Consider the following 12857-nt stretch of genomic DNA (forward strand, 5'->3'; position numbering starts at 1 on the left):
TAGCCGAAAGGAAAGCAAAAAACCACCTGTAGGTGGCTAAGGGAGAGTTCCATTTGTGTAGCCAAGTAGCCACCAGCTCAGTGCATCAACTAGCGCAAAGCTCGATGCCATCCAAGCACTCAAGAGGATAACTGAACTTTTGAGCCTGCTCAGCCGTGATTGACTTGGCAAGCTCTGCATGTTGCTTATTTAACTTTTCACGCTTGCGCTCAAGGGCTTCAAGCTGACGCTTACAAACCGCTTTTGGTGTCACTTCATAGCCCGAAAAGAAGCCATGCCAGAGACTTGGTGTTTTCTCGATTTCATCTTCACGCTTATAGGTCTTACTGATTTCAGCATCAATCTTAAACATACGTTCAATAGCTTCTTTAGCATAACGATCTGCTAACGGGGCTGAAGCAAGCGCCTTTAGCTCATCCATGGTCTTGCCCATGTTCGCATTGTTGAGTTTCAGTAAGGCTTTGTAGTTGCGTTCGTTTTGTTTATACCACGCAGTTTCTGATTCATCTGGTAATGGTTTATTTAACGACTCTAAATATGAAATTGCTTGAATGGCCAGTTTACGTGTATTCATTGTAACCCCTTGCTTAGTGCTGTTTTGTTTTGATGTAACTAAGGTACCAAGGTGGCAAAGTACTGCAGCTTAAGTGCAGCACCTTTCCTTTATCTGACTTAAAGAATTATAACACTGGCTATTTTGCGTATAGGCCACCAACTCAAGTCAGTGGCTGTTAGTAAAAATAAGTATGACTTGCTGGTAATGCGAGCTCTTACTAAGAAAGACTAGAAGCTCTCATCTCTTTATAGGGTTTGCAAAATTCAATGTAGATATCTGGTTCGCTGTCATCGCCCGTATCCCCCATTTGCTTTCTTCTCTCTACTTCTTCAATGAAGGTATCGGTATCTTTTATGAACGCTGTAAATTTTGCTTCTGCGCTACTTGCGTTTTTAGCAAACACCTCAAGCACACTATTCTCCTCCCCGTCCATGCGACCCATAACAATGAAAGGAATTTCCACAGTAACATCCATCACAGCGCAACAGTAGTTATAATATGAGCTATAATTAAGACTTACTGAAGCTAAGTGAGCATAAACAACATTAGCCAACGCCATACGAGCAAGTGAAGGCATTAACTCCAACAGCCCAAGTGATGTGTATTCGCTTCGGTCAAATACCTGCTCAATATAAGTGGTGAAAGGAATTACCATACGAAGAAAGTCATCCTCAGATATATCAAACATAGCATTGTAATCAATGGCTTTCGATTTCAACTCTTCCAATACCTGCGAAAAGAAATAGTGACTAATAATTTTGCTTTGCATTACGGACCTCTTAAATACTGTTTGGTTAACGAGCTATATTGCTTGAGGTCAAGATACCAATAGATAGGGGTTTCACAGAGAAAGAGCCAGAACTGACACCTTTTTCCAATTTATAGATATAAGGCGATAGCCGATATAGGCAAAAAAAGGCCGCAGAGCGGCCAAACGTGGGAGCAATAAGGTTAAATAGCGATTGGGTCGTACTCGTAATCGTGCGATTTTGCGTGACACATAGTGCGAGCCGTATCACATGAAGAGCACAGACTGCCATTCTCTACCACCAGGTCAGTTGCCTCTGGTAGTGACAGGTCCGTGTTAGATAAAATGCCACTCAATGTTTTTGCTATGTCTGATTGTGTTAAACGTTCTTGGCAGTTCGTGCAGTGCTTACTCATACCTTCCCCTTACTTAGTTAATTCAATGCGAAATAAGTGCTTGTTATCTTCCACAAGCTTTTTAACTTGAGCTTTATTTAGCTGGCAGTAATTACCACAAAGACCATCGTTCAAAGCGCGGCACAGCTTACAGTCGAGTGACTTAGTTGTTTTGCTTTTGTTTGTGTTCATAATGGCTTGCTCAGTTAATTAGTGATGCAATTAAGGTAACAAGCCATAAAAACCTGACAGTGAAAGAGCCAGTTAAATTTTCCTTTCCTTACTTCGATTTACTTCTGTATTTCTTTGCCGTGAATATACGCTTTCTCTGCTCTTGCGATGACACATACAAATCAGGCACCCCAACAAGGCCGCTTGCCACTATGGTCTCACAACCACTCCGGCCACCAGCTGGCAGGTAGGGTAAGTCACCCCCTACGCGGATTAGTTCGCCTCTGAGCGTATCAAACAAGGCATAACCGGTAAGGTCGTAGGTCTTCCCTTTATGTATCGCTATATACCCATTTAAATACACTGTCTTTATTTTGGTGTAGAGGTTCGCGTGAATACATGGTTGTGTTTGCTTTGCCTCTACGTGACTACTGCTAGACATTGATAACTCCTAGTGTTGATTAGGTTTTATTTTGGACTTTTCATTTAACGCAACCGAGACTGCGTGAGCGTGCACAGCTTCAGAGTGAGCACCGGTTACAATCTCCATAAACTCGACGACTAAATTATACTGGTATTCTGTGAGCCCCGCGTTTTCGATTTGCTCAGCGAGCTCCACAATTCGTGAGGTAGGTTCTGCCTTTTCTGCAGTGACCACCTGCCCGTCTTTGTCTACAGACACCCACGACAGAGTGGTGTGTTCATATCGTGCGCCATAATACTCTTTCGCTTCAGCCTCTGAAAAAAGCATGCCTTGGGTGTTCATCAGTTTTCGTTGTGTTCCATTGGAAGTCATAAGTAACCTTTTAAGTTTATTATCTAAAACATGTAGCTAAGATAGCGCGTGGAAATAAATGTTCAGGGAAAGAGCGCGGGGTTAAAAACCCAGCGCCATTTGAGGTGCTGACTGCTCTGCGTCATCAATTATGTCTGAGATACGCGCATTGAACTCACTCTCGGTAATAGAGCGAGCAAGTACAACATTCTCAACAAGCGATGCGCTACCTGATTTCATAGCCTTCATTACTGCGTTATAGGTTTGAGCGCGTTTAAGGTCTTGGTGAAGCTTGTTCATACCCCCTTTTCGAATTGTGATCACTTCATTGTGCAGCATGTCCTTGATGATGACCGTAGGGCATATCTCATTGCCAGGTTCGAACGCACCTTCTGCTTCTAGATCAAAGTACGCTTCATTGATGTATTGCTCTGCTAAGTACGCATCAACAGAATTACGTTGAGTCTCTTTAAATGGTGTGACAAGCGCAAGCTCGCCATCCAATACTGTTCGGTGACACTTGAATAATTTCTTATCGATAGCGCTTGCAGCTAAGCCAGTGCGCTCTCCATCAAACAACGCGTCTAACTCTGTTAAGTTTGCGTAGCGGTAATCTTGACGGCCAGAGCCTGCAATAAAGTTAAGTGAACTGAATTGCAATACAGTAGTTTGATTAGGGGTTTTAGACGTTTCAGGGATAGCATAGCGCTTACCGTATGTGTGCACATCATGCCAAATAGCAATTGCTTCAGCTGGGCGAGACTCCCCACCTTCGCGACTCCAATGGTATTGAATGGCCGCAAGTGTCTCATAATCCACCAGCTCAAAGCGCGGTGCATAGCCTAGCGCTTCTGCGCGAGTACGTTCGTTAGCATCCATTGTTAAGACATAACGCAACAACTCTTTACGGTACTCAAGGCTGTATTGGTTAAAACCTACCTTGATCCAATCACCATGTTTAACGTCACGGCCTAACAAGCTGCGAGAACGCTCATTGTCAAACAGTGTATCGTTCATAAACTTGCGCAGTGCAACGAACGGGCGCATGTAGCCATACGTATCTGGATCAACATCAATCTGGTTCTCTAATGACTTATCACTTTCCACCAAGCTACACAGTGTACAACCAAAGCGCGAGCCACAGCTCTTAGATACATCACGGCTATTACCAAAATAAATATCACAGGTCCCCCCGTTACCCGCACTATAATGTTTTCTAAGCCCTGCAGCGTGAATATCAATGAATGATTCAATAAGATCATCTTCGATTTGGCCTATAAGCGACCATACATCATTTGTTGACCAATCTTTAATAGGTGCGAGCGCGAGTCCCAAGTCTGTTTGTACTATCACATCAATTGACTCACCGCGCTTTGCAATGTTTTTAGCACGCGCAGCACTCTCAGCGTCTCTCGTCCCGCTGATTGAAATCACTTTGTCAGTTTGATGAGTTTTAGCTAGACTCGATAAAAACTCCTTTGCTGGCAAGACCTTCCAGTCCACCGAGCAGTCGCGACCGCGTGCCGCTGTTTGCATAGTACGTAAAAGTTTACCTCGGCCCAGGTATTCAACGATTGGGGTATTAAAAAGCTTTGGCTTTAATTCTTTCGTGATAATTGGTAGGTCATACTCTTGAGCGTACTCACGCGCAGCCTTATGCAGCTTTAAAATGAAGTTGTGAATTTCAAAGTTATCAATCGTCGTGTTAGTGGTCACAATATAAAGCATACCACGATGAGTTGGCTTTTCTTCCTTCGCTTGCTTTAGCGCCTCTACAGCACAGTGAGCAACCACAGACGAGTCTTTACCAGACAGGCCGCAGCTTAAAATGCAGTCCTGAAGAAATAGCTTCTTTAACGTGTTGATTGTTTTATTTACTTTATCCATTTTAACCACCGAGTTAGTTGATTAACTTCATGTGATTAAGGTAACAAGCTGGTGGATTGGGGCCGGAAAAGTGCAAGTACCTTTTCCTTTATTAAACATTGATATTACGAAAGGCGATAGCCGTAAGTGGGAATTAAGCGGAGTTATGCCGGTATTGCTCACCGGCAAGTCATAATTTTTAGGTTCTATTAGCTTTATCTGCCGCTCTCGATAAACGCTCACTAATCCAGATGGCTTTATCTGAACTGAGCGCCTTACCAACAACAACATTGTTAAACTTAATGTCGAATAAAGGATAAGTGGTGCCATGAACAACCAAGCACTCATCCAACGCATTAAGGTGATCGACATCATAACCCCGTTCGCAATACTGGCTCCACGATTTAGCTTCACCATTCATATCTGGCTCATGCTCACACAGGTAAGCCACCAGCGACTCTAAAACAGGCATGAGTAAGTATGCGGTAACACCACGGTTTTCTTCTTTAAACCCCCACAACTCATTTGTATGGGGGGTACCACTCAATACAAAAGAAGAGCTTGCTTCATACCCTGATGCAATCGCATCGAGTGTTTTAATATCCCTTGGCTCACTCCGGCCAGAAAAATACTCAGTAAGTAATGCTGTATCGAACGTACACCCTGTTAGCCAACAATGCGCTTCAATATTTTTAAGAAAGCGCTCTTGTGTAACGAAAACAGATAAAACAGCCATGGTGGTTTGTAATGTGTTCATTATCTTAGCTCCTGTAGATAACCGGTTAAATGAGCAAAGCGGGGTTAACCGCTTATGATGCTTGTAGGTTCAAAGAGACAGACCAACAATCAAGCCCTTCCTGGACAGCGCTAATTTGATACTCCATCACGCCATGCTCTTCTTTGAATGCATTTAAAATTTTCGATACACAGGCGCTAAATAGCTCTGATGCATCGTGTTCGTTAAACTTGAATGTAAAGCGGCCCATATGACCGTAGATGTGCAGTAGGTTATCGTTTACTGAGTCAAGAACAGGCTTAAGAATTTTAACCAGTGAATTGGCGACATCACCAATCAGCAATGCGTTTGATTCATCAATAACCACTGCGTAAGCGCCGTTTGGGTCGGCTTGCTTTAGTCCATTACTATCTGTTGTGTGGGGTAGGATTGTTTTTACGTTTGTATAACCGTACTCACCCGCTTTGCGTTTGATAATGCCAACCTCTGATAGGGTGTCAGCATAAACCCAAAAACTAGCATAACTGATATGACAGCTAGACTTAGCGCCACCAAACGCCTGAGAAATAATCTTTTCGTAAATAGTTGAGTTATGTTCACTAATGCGATCTAGTTCTTCACGACTAACACCACGACCATAGCGTTTGATACCGTTTGCTGTTTCTAATGCTTGCTTTAACATGACACTCTCCTAGTTAACAAGTCGCTGAGCTTTGCCAGCTGGTAAAACTAAGATATCAACCAGGTTCTAACTCTCAGAAAAAGTCCCCGCTCCTTTCCTTATTCAGAATTGATAGAAGTAAAGGCGTTAGCCGTGTTTGCTGGTGGCTCTCGGTTTCCATCTGGGTGGATATAAGTGGATATTTAACGATTTATCTTTTGAAGTGTTCTTTGCGGGTAAGTAGTCTTGACATTGTTTTAATACAGGTAATATTAACGTTCCACATGCCACCAGCAAGTATGCTGAGATGGTAAGCCCCAACTACATATAATTCAGTAGAGATTGATAACCATGAAAAAGTACATTTTAACTGTGTTCTACATCCTTATGGGTTGTTCTTCCGGTTTAGCCTTAGCTGGCGAGGCCACCAAAGGGCAAATCAACCATTGGCAACTTTCAGCAACCCCTTTCTATTTAGAGCCTGAACTTTATTTTCTTCTTGGTGGGGTTATTAATTTAGCTTTACTAGCGCTGTATGTATTTAAAGTCAGACACAAGCCTTTCAATAAATCGTGGAAATGGTGGCTATCCTATTGCTGCTCTGTTGGTTTAATTGCGGTGAGTGGTTGGTACTCTGTGCCTGTGACAACTATGGCGATTTAAAAACGACATGCTGATGAAAGGACTCGCAGCACGACCCTGTTGACAACCCCACCTCTTTAATTGCTTTAAAGCCAGCAAAGCCACAGAAGATTACTATATAGTTACAAAGCTTAAAATTGATACTATATAGTTACAAAGCCCGCTGTTGATACCATATAGTAGCATAAAATCAATTTGCTATTATATGATATCATTTACCGTCATTGTTACTATATGGTAATTTCATCATCTTGGGTTATAATATAGTAACAAACCAAAGGGTGTAATAGGTGTAAAATGAAACTGTATGATGGTGAAATATTAAAAAATGCACGTAAGTCGAAAGGGCTTACTCAAGAAGAAGTGTCAGACGTTCTTGGTATTGGCCGTAGACAAATATCCCAAATGGAAAACGGTATCTTTGATGGTGGCATTAAATACTTTATCAAATACTTATCACTTTTAAATATGGAACTAAGCATCACGCCAGGTCAAAGCGGCTGGAATACCAAACCTAACACATGGCCTAACTCTGAGGAAAATGACTTGCAACATGAACTGTGGGTTTCAGATAACGGAGCAAAATCGAAATCGGCTACAGCGAGTATAGCTAGTTCTAGTCTGACCCAGCTCACCCCGCGCTTTGTAGAGTTAAACAAAGAAATAGACTCATTATTCAATGAGGAAGATGATGATAATGAAAAATGATGCGCCACGGTACCCAAATAAAATCAACAAAATAGCGATCCGGTCGTTTAAAGAGAACGCTGGGATATTAGAAAAACCAGCTGAGCACAGCTTTCAATATACTGCAGACAACCCGATTAGCTTAACCATGCCTTATATGGAAGAGCCCTATAAATATGGTGCGCTACTACCAATATTCGCTCAAAACCTACCTGAAGGGGCTATACGGGCTTATTTACGGGAAAGGCTGGTGAAAGCTAACAAAGATATCCGCTTTGATGATATGTATATGCTTGCATTGCAGTTTGGTAATGCAATCGGCCACCTTTCTTTCGGTAGCCCCATAAAACAACCTGAATCCAAACCTATTACATTAGATGAGGTGCTAACATACAAAGGAAAAGACCGGATTTTTGAGGACTTATTAGATCGCTATTATCTGCATGGCGTTGCATCCGGCATGCAACCAAAGGTGCTAATACCAGCAACCACAGATGACAAGAATATAGAGCAAAGAGCAACGGTACAAACAGATGAATACATCGTTAAAACGTTTGATGATGATTACCCACTTTTAACTGTCAATGAGTATGTTTGCATGCAAGCAGCCAAAGCGTGCGGCTTAAATCCACCAGCATGTTTTTTGAGTGAGGACTTAAGAACCTACGCCGTGAAGCGTTTTGATATAACGCCGAATGGAAAAATCGGGGTTGAAGATTTTACGGTTTTAACCAGAGCTGCAAATACGCCAGAAGCTAAATATCAATCAAGTTATGAAACAGTCATGAATGTGACGGCCAGATATACAGCCAACAACCCGTTCGAATTAAGGAAAATGTACGAATACATTGTGTTTTGCATGTTAATTGGTAATGGCGATGCTCATTTGAAAAACTTTTCTCTAACATACGATAGGCCTTATGGTGATGTAAAAGTGTCACCACTTTACGACATTACTCACACTGTCATATACAAAGACTTAGTGGATGAATCAGCATTAAAGATAAATGGTAACAGGGTATGGCCGTCACATGCTGATTTAGTGGCATTTGGTAAGGCGTTTGGGGTTGTTAAACCAGAACGGATAATCGAAAAAATTGCAGATTCGATAAGCGACTACTTAAAGCAAAGCGAAGAGGTCACGCTGTTTGATGGGTTAAGAGCCTCAATCGAAAGGTCTCTAAACGTTGCTAAAGTCGGCGTGTATACATCAACCGGCTACACGCACCGAAAGAAAAAGAAATACGAATAATCCATATAAATACCGCCAATAAAACGAAAACAGACAGCAACAGGCTGTCTGTATTGTTACCTGATACTTATGCTGCCACCTTTCCATTCTTAGCTGGTGGCATACTCATAAGAATTGACAGTTCTTTAATTTTGCCAAGTAACGAGTGCCAGGCATCGGGGTAGTGATTGATTAAGCTAAACAGCTCGGTTTCCTCTGCGCCCATTTCTATCTGGTCACATTCGCGCTAAACGCTACTTTCTGTTTCGATATGAAAATCAGCGCTCTCGAAGTTAATGGTAAATTCCCCATTAAAGCCATCGCCTTTATTGGTACCTAATATCAAACGGTATGAATTAGCTTGCCAATCAAATGTAAACAACGCATTTAATGATAATCGCTCACTCTGCCCTTTTACTTCATCTTTATACGTTATATCCATCTCTAAATCGGTGTAATCGGTGTTGTTTTCCCACACGTGCCAACCCAGCTCATTTGCTTTTTGGATAACAGGGTCGCTCAAGCGATGAACACTAAGCGCCATACTCAAGTTTGATTGACTAGCTAACACCTTTTGGGTTGGTTCATCCTGCAATGTCATGAGCGCAAAGCCACCATTGGCATGACCAAAGGTTAATACTTTCCCACCTTTAGTCATGTAAAAGTCCGCCGGTTGCGCAAGTAACGATTCATGCTGCGACTCAGTAATAGCGATATATGGGCCTGTTAACTCTCGAACTTGCTCTGCGAAGGGTTTACACTCTCCTTTAAGGGGCTCAAGTAGTGCTAAATCAAACCCGTTTTTATCGAAATACTCCGCAATAAATGCTGGTGGGCGCTGGGCGCTTTTATAAGCAGCTAGGCATTCTTGCGCGTCCAAACTAATGGATGGATCGAACTTTTCAATTTCTCGCTGTAATTCGTCTGCAAACCCTTCTGAAAAGTCACACTCTTCAAACGCCAGTGAATTTAAAGAGTCATTACTTTGTGAATTGTCAAACACATCGACAATCACCCCTCATCAGTGCGATTTATAGACACAATGCCGAGACCTTTGACCTCAACATGGATGCAGCTATTATTTGTCTGCTCAGTAAATACGCTGAATAGCGGTAAGTTTATTAATGTATTTTTCATGATTATACCTATGGGTGTATTGCTTTACGGAGTGCTCACCAAGAGCGGCAACATATTTTCTTTGAATTAAGCAAGGGGGAGTAAGCAAGGCGAACCTTGCTTACCGCGCTGTTACATATCGACGGTTGGGAATATACGGTCAAATACCGTTTGGATTTCTTCGCGTGTGATAGGATAACTTGTAAGTGCATCAACACAGTCTGAAATATCGCATTGATAGAAACACTCGTAATTCCAAAGCTCGCGCTCAATGATTTTGTCTTTGCCATTTTTCTCTAAATCAAGCGCTATGCCTTGTTTAGTAATTTCAGCCAAGCCCTTATCAAGCTCCGAAACGTGTTCTTTAGGACAAATCAACCCTAACCCTTTAATAGACACGTACTCCACACCCTCTTTGCGTTTTTGATTGAACTGCTCTTTTCCAAAGGCAAAGAATGCGCCCAGGCGTTCAAATAGTGCTGTTTGCATAGGTGCGGTAATAGTAGATAAGCTCATAAAATTTCCCTTAGTGTTGTTTGCTTTGATGTAACTAAGGTATCAATTGGTGGTAACTACGCAGAATAAGTGCCGAACACCTTTCCTTTATCGGACATATTTATTTAAGGCGCTAGCCGCAAGAACGCATTATTAGGCAATGCAGGGACTTTTAAAAAAGTGAATATTTCACGATTTATTTGTTGTAGTGTGTTTTATAGGTCAGTAACTTATGCATTGTTATATTAGTGATGAAAACTACCCATAGAACGTGGATATAGTTTTACCTCACCCTTATTGCCTCAACTGTTCCAGCAGTTGGGGCAATCTTCCAAAAACAACGGGTTACTCATGATGAAAAAGTATTTTCTAACAGGTTTATACACTGTGATCGGGTATTTTTCAGTTCCGGTCATTGCTAACAGCCAAACCGAGGATCTTAAACCAGTTAAGCATATGCTGGGACAAGAGGGCTCGCAATATAGTGATTCAAGCGCGATTTATGCACTATTACATGCTGTTGCTGTATTTGCTCCTCTGATCATAACAATAACTTTTTCATCTAAATATGCAGGTAAGCCGCTTAAGGTAAGTTGGAAATGGTGGTTATCGCTTTTGAGTAGCGTGGGGTTAATTATTGTCTGTATGTTTTATGTAATAACTTCTGTACCAATTACCAGTTAAATTTACGTCCATCTAATTAACTTCCATTTCTATACCCCACCAGCATTTTTATATAGCAATAAAAAAAGCCGCTTAAAGCGCGGCCTTATGTTTATTCTTCGGTGAGAGGTTGCGGTATGTCAAAGGAATCGATATCAGGATTAACTTTTTGAATTTGTCGAGATGTCCACTGAATAGAAGAGCGATCGCCTATTACTTTTAAATAACGCTTAGATAGCTCTTTATCCTCATCTGTTTGAAATAACCCAGCCACTAATACAGCAACTAACGACCTTACATCATGATCGGAATGTGTCGAACAGTCCAGAACCCAATGATGAGTCGAATGCTCTGTACCAGACATGCCAATTTCAAATCTTAAAACCTTTCGAGCCATAAACAATTTCCTCGGTTGTTACAAGTTATCAATTGAGCACATTCATACTCAATCAAAGATATGCGAAAAATAGTTGCACAATAGTCTTTTAAGTCGTTATTAAAATACCGTTAAAAAACCGCATAATTTTATTTCCTTGTTAAACATCATAGTTTAATAGAATCATCTGTCATTAGCCGATCATAAAGCTCGTTGACATTTGATGCATCAGAGAAAAAGATAACATCAAATGGATTTGAGCATTTTGATGATCTCGCTATCTGCTCAACCGCAGCGTTTGATTCTTCTTCAGTTTCAAAATCATCAGACTCTATTCTTCTTAATAAACACAAAAAGCTTTCTTTGTCGGTTATCTTGTTTTTGTAAGACTCTGAGCTCGCCATAATCTATTTCCCGTAGTGAAAACCTTTATCCAGTATGTATTTGTGATATTTTGGGCTAACAACCAAAAGATTGTCCAGGGAATAAACACTCCCACCTTGATTGATTGGTTTCTTATGATGAATCTGAAACGTTCTGTTTAGTCCATTATGCTGTGTTTCACTAGCAAATGGAGCTTTGCCATTTTTCATTCTAGATATATTTTGCTTGTTGAACTGCTTAGATAAAACACTGTCTTTACTAACTTGCTTCCAAAACTCAGACCTAAATTCTGAAAATGTGTTAAATGATTTACCGCTAAGTTTTTCACCAACCTGTCTTGGTATCTTGCCAAAGCTACCATGTGAACCCTTTAACCATTTGGTGCCTTCCTTAATTACAGGCAAGGATTTTACGCCCCATGCAGTTCCCCTTGTTGTTCTAAGCACTGCTGCGCTCAATGGTGGAGGTAAACTGGTATTGGTTCTTAGAAAAGCTGTAAACTTATCAAGCCTATCTTTTGCGATATTGTTCTTACTCGCAACTTTATTCGCTATAGATAAAGCCTTATCTGTCAGTGATGGATGCTTGGCCAGAACACCTGTAATTTTTTGAAGAGCCTTTTTCTTTATTTCTGGGCTTTGAGATTTTAAATACTTTGGAACCCATTTAACTAACACATAACTGCCAGCAGCAATGGCTGCTTTAGATTTCAATCCAGCATAAGCTTTAGTGGGACTAACTAGCAATAATGTGAATGCAATAAACGCACTTAACAAAGAACACAATAAAGTATTAATATCTATTCCTCAGTTGTTTTTTGATAGAAATTTGAATATTTTAAGCACATCAAACCACCAATTACATAGCTAAAAATAGCAAAACCATTAAGAACGCCCATCGTCATCCATTCAAGTAAAAAACCTGCTTCAAACTTACAATTAACATAAGGGAACTCTAACCCTACAACATTTAAAGACAAGTATTATTTACCAAAATAATCACTTTATAGTCTTTTAAATCAAGCCTAAAGGGGGCTTGCAATATGGTATCTGGTCAATTGCAGACAGAAAAACACCAACTGGGGTTTATAGAGCAGTCTTATCGGCCGATTAAATCACTTAATTTACTGCAGTTAATACGTTCTTCTTCATCTGTTATGCTAAGTTGATTAAATTGAGTATCTACAAAGATGTTTAAGTCGTTTACGTTTTTTGGTCTTATTTCAAGGTGCTCAATTGCAATGTCTGAAGGAAGAATACCGTGTTTTAAACATGTTTCGTGAACTACTCGGAGCTAAAGCTCGCGAGCTTCCAAGATAGCAGCCTAAGCCGCTAACTTTTCTTTTTTGACGCTTC

The 12857-nt window shown here is 41.0% G+C and carries 19 protein-coding genes; 4 read left to right on the forward strand and 15 right to left on the reverse strand.

Annotation, left to right across the window (positions count from 1 at the left end; all coding sequences use genetic code 11):
• Positions 1-85 precede the first annotated feature (85 nt).
• The 9 genes from HUS62_RS09715 to HUS62_RS09755 form a co-directional block, all read right to left on the reverse strand.
• Positions 86-574, reverse strand: coding sequence for a hypothetical protein (locus HUS62_RS09715; protein ID WP_175079360.1), 489 nt, complete (start codon positions 572-574; stop codon positions 86-88).
• A 199-nt stretch (positions 575-773) separates the two neighbouring features.
• A complete protein-coding gene (locus HUS62_RS09720; RefSeq protein WP_175079361.1) occupies positions 774-1325 on the reverse strand; it encodes a hypothetical protein in 552 nt (183 codons plus the stop codon).
• Positions 1326-1507: 182 nt separating this feature from the next.
• Positions 1508-1720: a hypothetical protein gene (locus HUS62_RS09725; protein ID WP_175079362.1), complete on the reverse strand. Its 213-nt coding sequence runs from the start codon at positions 1718-1720 to the stop codon at positions 1508-1510.
• A gap of 9 nt (positions 1721-1729) precedes the next feature.
• Positions 1730-1891, reverse strand: coding sequence for a hypothetical protein (locus HUS62_RS09730; RefSeq protein ID WP_175079363.1), 162 nt, complete (start codon positions 1889-1891; stop codon positions 1730-1732).
• Between the two features lie 88 nt (positions 1892-1979).
• Positions 1980-2312 (reverse strand): hypothetical protein, encoded by a 333-nt coding sequence (locus HUS62_RS09735; protein ID WP_175079364.1) that lies wholly within the window; start codon positions 2310-2312, stop codon positions 1980-1982.
• 9 nt (positions 2313-2321) lie between these two features.
• On the reverse strand, positions 2322-2666 hold the full coding sequence (locus HUS62_RS09740; protein ID WP_175079365.1) for a hypothetical protein: 345 nt from the start codon (positions 2664-2666) through the stop codon (positions 2322-2324).
• Positions 2667-2747: 81 nt separating this feature from the next.
• On the reverse strand, positions 2748-4532 hold the full coding sequence (locus HUS62_RS09745; protein ID WP_175079366.1) for a phosphoadenosine phosphosulfate reductase family protein: 1785 nt from the start codon (positions 4530-4532) through the stop codon (positions 2748-2750).
• 178 nt (positions 4533-4710) lie between these two features.
• Positions 4711-5268 carry a hypothetical protein gene (locus tag HUS62_RS09750; protein ID WP_175079367.1) on the reverse strand — a complete coding sequence of 186 codons (558 nt, stop codon included), beginning with the start codon at positions 5266-5268 and terminating at the stop codon, positions 4711-4713.
• Between the two features lie 52 nt (positions 5269-5320).
• Positions 5321-5929, reverse strand: a complete 609-nt coding sequence (locus HUS62_RS09755; RefSeq protein ID WP_175079368.1) for a hypothetical protein — start codon at positions 5927-5929, stop codon at positions 5321-5323.
• Positions 5930-6259: 330 nt separating this feature from the next.
• Here HUS62_RS09755 and HUS62_RS09760 point away from each other — a divergent pair, with 330 nt between their 5' ends.
• The 3 genes from HUS62_RS09760 to HUS62_RS09770 all read left to right on the forward strand — a co-directional run bounded on the left by HUS62_RS09760 (position 6260) and on the right by HUS62_RS09770 (position 8489).
• On the forward strand, positions 6260-6571 hold the full coding sequence (locus HUS62_RS09760; RefSeq protein WP_175079369.1) for a hypothetical protein: 312 nt from the start codon (positions 6260-6262) through the stop codon (positions 6569-6571).
• Positions 6572-6847: 276 nt separating this feature from the next.
• Positions 6848-7258, forward strand: coding sequence for a helix-turn-helix transcriptional regulator (locus tag HUS62_RS09765; RefSeq protein WP_175079370.1), 411 nt, complete (start codon positions 6848-6850; stop codon positions 7256-7258).
• Positions 7248-8489 (forward strand): type II toxin-antitoxin system HipA family toxin, encoded by a 1242-nt coding sequence (locus HUS62_RS09770; RefSeq protein ID WP_175079371.1) that lies wholly within the window; start codon positions 7248-7250, stop codon positions 8487-8489. Before HUS62_RS09765 ends, HUS62_RS09770 begins: the two co-directional genes overlap by 11 nt.
• A gap of 226 nt (positions 8490-8715) precedes the next feature.
• Here the strand turns inward: HUS62_RS09770 and HUS62_RS09775 are convergent, their stop codons facing one another.
• The gene (locus HUS62_RS09775) at positions 8716-9471 is read right to left on the reverse strand and encodes a hypothetical protein (protein WP_175079372.1); all 756 of its coding nucleotides are present in this window, start codon (positions 9469-9471) and stop codon (positions 8716-8718) included.
• A 245-nt stretch (positions 9472-9716) separates the two neighbouring features.
• Positions 9717-10100, reverse strand: coding sequence for a hypothetical protein (locus HUS62_RS09780; RefSeq protein ID WP_175079373.1), 384 nt, complete (start codon positions 10098-10100; stop codon positions 9717-9719).
• A 330-nt stretch (positions 10101-10430) separates the two neighbouring features.
• Between HUS62_RS09780 and HUS62_RS09785 the strand changes: the two genes are divergently transcribed.
• On the forward strand, positions 10431-10763 hold the full coding sequence (locus HUS62_RS09785) for a hypothetical protein (protein ID WP_175079374.1): 333 nt from the start codon (positions 10431-10433) through the stop codon (positions 10761-10763).
• A gap of 91 nt (positions 10764-10854) precedes the next feature.
• Here HUS62_RS09785 and HUS62_RS09790 read toward each other — a convergent pair whose 3' ends face one another.
• From HUS62_RS09790 to HUS62_RS09805, 4 genes are all read right to left on the reverse strand, one after another.
• Entirely contained in the window at positions 10855-11139 is a 285-nt protein-coding gene (locus tag HUS62_RS09790) for a hypothetical protein (protein WP_175079375.1), read from the reverse strand.
• A gap of 146 nt (positions 11140-11285) precedes the next feature.
• Positions 11286-11522, reverse strand: a complete 237-nt coding sequence (locus HUS62_RS09795; protein ID WP_175079376.1) for a hypothetical protein — start codon at positions 11520-11522, stop codon at positions 11286-11288.
• A gap of 3 nt (positions 11523-11525) precedes the next feature.
• Positions 11526-12215: an HNH endonuclease signature motif containing protein gene (locus tag HUS62_RS09800; RefSeq protein ID WP_175079377.1), complete on the reverse strand. Its 690-nt coding sequence runs from the start codon at positions 12213-12215 to the stop codon at positions 11526-11528.
• A gap of 86 nt (positions 12216-12301) precedes the next feature.
• Positions 12302-12481: a hypothetical protein gene (locus tag HUS62_RS09805; RefSeq protein WP_175079378.1), complete on the reverse strand. Its 180-nt coding sequence runs from the start codon at positions 12479-12481 to the stop codon at positions 12302-12304.
• Positions 12482-12857 lie beyond the last annotated feature (376 nt).

The organism is Pseudoalteromonas sp. 0303 (genome assembly GCF_013349995.1).
Taxonomy (GTDB): Bacteria; Pseudomonadota; Gammaproteobacteria; order Enterobacterales; family Alteromonadaceae; genus Pseudoalteromonas.

What these genes read in the sequence shown, in the direction of transcription:
- HUS62_RS09715 (WP_175079360.1), bottom strand. Translation starts at nt 574, where the DNA reads ATGAATACACGTAAACTGGCCATTCAAGCAATTTCATATTTAGAGTCG.
- HUS62_RS09720 (WP_175079361.1), bottom strand. Translation starts at nt 1,325, where the DNA reads ATGCAAAGCAAAATTATTAGTCACTATTTCTTTTCGCAGGTATTGGAA.
- HUS62_RS09725 (WP_175079362.1), bottom strand. Translation starts at nt 1,720, where the DNA reads ATGAGTAAGCACTGCACGAACTGCCAAGAACGTTTAACACAATCAGAC.
- HUS62_RS09730 (WP_175079363.1), bottom strand. Translation starts at nt 1,891, where the DNA reads ATGAACACAAACAAAAGCAAAACAACTAAGTCACTCGACTGTAAGCTG.
- HUS62_RS09735 (WP_175079364.1), bottom strand. Translation starts at nt 2,312, where the DNA reads ATGTCTAGCAGTAGTCACGTAGAGGCAAAGCAAACACAACCATGTATT.
- HUS62_RS09740 (WP_175079365.1), bottom strand. Translation starts at nt 2,666, where the DNA reads ATGACTTCCAATGGAACACAACGAAAACTGATGAACACCCAAGGCATG.
- HUS62_RS09745 (WP_175079366.1), bottom strand. Translation starts at nt 4,532, where the DNA reads ATGGATAAAGTAAATAAAACAATCAACACGTTAAAGAAGCTATTTCTT.
- HUS62_RS09750 (WP_175079367.1), bottom strand. Translation starts at nt 5,268, where the DNA reads ATGAACACATTACAAACCACCATGGCTGTTTTATCTGTTTTCGTTACA.
- HUS62_RS09755 (WP_175079368.1), bottom strand. Translation starts at nt 5,929, where the DNA reads ATGTTAAAGCAAGCATTAGAAACAGCAAACGGTATCAAACGCTATGGT.
- HUS62_RS09760 (WP_175079369.1), top strand. Translation starts at nt 6,260, where the DNA reads ATGAAAAAGTACATTTTAACTGTGTTCTACATCCTTATGGGTTGTTCT.
- HUS62_RS09765 (WP_175079370.1), top strand. Translation starts at nt 6,848, where the DNA reads ATGAAACTGTATGATGGTGAAATATTAAAAAATGCACGTAAGTCGAAA.
- HUS62_RS09770 (WP_175079371.1), top strand. Translation starts at nt 7,248, where the DNA reads ATGAAAAATGATGCGCCACGGTACCCAAATAAAATCAACAAAATAGCG.
- HUS62_RS09780 (WP_175079373.1), bottom strand. Translation starts at nt 10,100, where the DNA reads ATGAGCTTATCTACTATTACCGCACCTATGCAAACAGCACTATTTGAA.
- HUS62_RS09785 (WP_175079374.1), top strand. Translation starts at nt 10,431, where the DNA reads ATGATGAAAAAGTATTTTCTAACAGGTTTATACACTGTGATCGGGTAT.
- HUS62_RS09790 (WP_175079375.1), bottom strand. Translation starts at nt 11,139, where the DNA reads ATGGCTCGAAAGGTTTTAAGATTTGAAATTGGCATGTCTGGTACAGAG.
- HUS62_RS09795 (WP_175079376.1), bottom strand. Translation starts at nt 11,522, where the DNA reads ATGGCGAGCTCAGAGTCTTACAAAAACAAGATAACCGACAAAGAAAGC.